At 71.8% G+C, this 2,732-nt stretch carries 3 protein-coding genes; 2 read left to right on the forward strand and 1 reads right to left on the reverse strand.

What is annotated here, in order from left to right; translation table 11 throughout:
- A partial coding sequence (locus tag VFW79_RS16510) for a 50S ribosomal L9 C-terminal domain-containing protein (protein WP_414647943.1) occupies positions 1-75 on the forward strand: 75 nt, incomplete at its 5' end.
- Positions 76-231: 156 nt separating this feature from the next.
- Here VFW79_RS16510 and VFW79_RS11000 read toward each other — a convergent pair.
- Entirely contained in the window at positions 232-1,575 is a 1,344-nt protein-coding gene (locus VFW79_RS11000; RefSeq protein ID WP_329677348.1) for an MATE family efflux transporter, read from the reverse strand.
- Positions 1,576-1,936: 361 nt separating this feature from the next.
- Here VFW79_RS11000 and VFW79_RS11005 point away from each other — a divergent pair.
- A partial coding sequence (locus VFW79_RS11005; RefSeq protein ID WP_329677349.1) for a DnaB-like helicase N-terminal domain-containing protein occupies positions 1,937-2,732 on the forward strand: 796 nt, incomplete at its 3' end.

A 2,732-nucleotide genomic window follows, 5' to 3' on the forward strand; every position in this document is an offset into this window, starting at 1 on the left:
GGGGAGTACAAGGTGCAGCTTCGGATGCACCCGGAGGTCTCCGCGACCATCACGGTCAACGTCGTCGCCGGCTGAGCTCACCCTCACCGGCTCGACCAGGACGTCCAGGACGCCGGCACCCTTCGGGGTGCCGGCCTCCTGCCGTTGCCGGGGGTGTCGTCGGCGGCCGCGGCCAGACCGTTGCGCGCCCAGGGCGCCAGGCTCCACGTGCCGCCGCAGCGATTCGGCGCGTCAGGCGCCGACGGCAGTCCAGGCGTCGCCGCGGGCGCGCAGCCCCGTCGTGAGCGCGCGCGCGAGCATGAACGCGCCCGCGAACGCGACCCACAGCCAGGTGAGTCCCACGGCTCCGCCCGGCGCCCAGGCCCGCACGGCGAGCAGGCAGGGCATGTACGCCAGCAGGGTCGCGATGCCAGCCCAGGCGAGGTAGCGGCCGTCACCCGCCCCGATGAGGACGCCGTCGAGCACGAAGACCCAGCCGGCCACGGGCATGGCGAGCGCGAGGACGACGAGCGCCGTCGTGACGGCCCGGCGCACGTCCGGGTCGGAGGTGAACAGGCGCGCGAGGAGCCAGCCGCTCGCTCCGAGGACCAGCCCGAGCACCGCGCCGGCGCCGACGCCCCACGTCAGGGTCCGGCGCAGGACCGCGCGGGCGCGAGGGACGTCGTCGGCCCCGAGGGCGTGCCCGACGAGGGCCTGAGCGGCGATGGCAAGCGCGTCGAGCGCAAAGGCCGCGAGGCTCCACAGAGCGCTGACGACCTGGTGGCCGGCGAGCGTCACGTCGCCGAGCGCGGTCGCGACCCAGACCGTCGCGAGGATCGCGAGGCGCAGGGATGCGGTCCGCACGAGGAGGGGGGCACCCGAGCGCGCGTTGGCCAGGATGCCGCCCGCAGCGGGCGCGACCGAGGCTCCGAGCGCGCGGGCACCGCGGACGACGACGGCGACGAGGACCGCGCCCATCGCCACCTGGACGATCGCGGTGCCGAGCCCGGACCCCGCGATGCCGAGACCGAACCCGTACACGAGCGTGATGTTGAGGACGGCATTGGCGACGGCTCCGACGCCGGCCACCACGAGGGGGGTGCGCGTGTCGAGGAGGCCCCTGAGCGCCCCGGTGGCCGCCAGGACGAGCAGCATGCCGGGCAGCCCGGGCGCCGACCAGCGCAGGTACGTCACAGCGTGCGTGGCGACCGCGCCGTCGGCTCCCAGGGCCGCGACCGCCGCCGGCGCGCCCAGCCACGCCGCAACCGCAAGGACGACGCCGAGCGCGAGGGCGAGCCACAGCCCGTCCATGCCGACCTGCAGCGCTCCACTGCGATCGCCGGCGCCCAGTCGGCGCGCGACGCTCGCCGTGGTGGCGTACGCGAGGAAGACGCACAGGCCGACGACGGTCACCAGGACGGTCGAGGCGAGCGACAGCCCGGCCAGCTGCGCGGTGCCCAGATGGCCGACGACTGCGGAGTCGACGAGAACGAACAGCGGCTCCGCGACGAGGGCACCGAGAGCAGGAACGGCGAGGGTGGCGATCTGCCGGTCGATGGTGGACGGAATCTGTCCAGCAGATGAAATCTTGGCCACAAGTCTCCCGTCCACAGGCGGTGCACAGCGTCTGGGCCGGTCGAGCCGCCCGCTCGGACCTGCCGGAGATGATTATCCACAGGCGCGCCCACACCCTGTGCACAGCGAAATCGGACACCGTCCACAGGGGATCGACCGTCGTCCCCAGGCCCTGTGGACGGCAACGTTTTCCCTGCGGGCCAATCGGCTCTAGCCTCGCGTAGGCGTTCGCGTCGGAGTGGTCGACGGTGCGTCGAGGCCATTCTCGACGTCGGCGTACGCAGGGCGTCGGACCTCGCTGGGAGCGCGGTCGTGCAGGGGTGTCGGACCCTCCCGGTAGAACGTGTGTTCGGTAGGTTGAGGTCGAGGCGGGGATGGGTCTGTGACGATCGAAGAGCTCGAGTACGGCATGCCGTCGGGGTCGGGCCGCACCCGCGAGTTCGACCGCACCCCTCCGCAGGACATCGCGGCCGAGCAGAGCGTCCTCGGCGGCATGATGATCTCGAAGGACGCGATCGCCGACGTCGTCGAGCAGCTGCGCGGCAACGACTTCTACCGCCCGGCGCACGAGGCGGTCTACGACGCGATCCTCGACCTGTACGGCCGGGGCGAGCCGGCCGACGCGGTCACGGTGTCCGACGAGCTGACCAAGCGCGGCGAGATGACCCGCATCGGCGGGGCGCCCTACCTCCACACCCTGATCTCGATGGTGCCGACCGCGGCCAACGCCGGGTACTACGCGCGGATCGTGCGGGAGCGAGCCGTCCTGCGCCGCCTCGTCGAGGCCGGAACGCGCATCGTCCAGCTCGGCTACGCGACCGACGGCGGCGACGTCGACGACATCGTCAACAACGCGCAGGCCGAGGTGTACGCGGTCACCGAGCGACGCGCGTCCGAGGACTACCACCGGCTCGGCGACGTCATCGGCGGAGCGGTCGACGAGATCGAGGCGGCGGGGCACCGCGGCGTGGGCATGGTCGGGGTGCCGACGGGGTTCGCGGACCTGGACCGTTTGACCAATGGATTGCACCCCGGACAAATGATTGTTATTGCCGCGAGGCCTGCAATTGGAAAATCGACCCTAGGAATCGATATTGTCCGTTCTGCGTCAATCAAGCACGGGAAGACTTCTGTTGTCTTCTCGCTCGAGATGAGCCGCAACGAGATCACGATGCGTC

Source organism: Cellulomonas sp., from assembly GCF_036279715.1.
GTDB lineage: Bacteria > Actinomycetota > Actinomycetes > Actinomycetales > Cellulomonadaceae > Cellulomonas_A.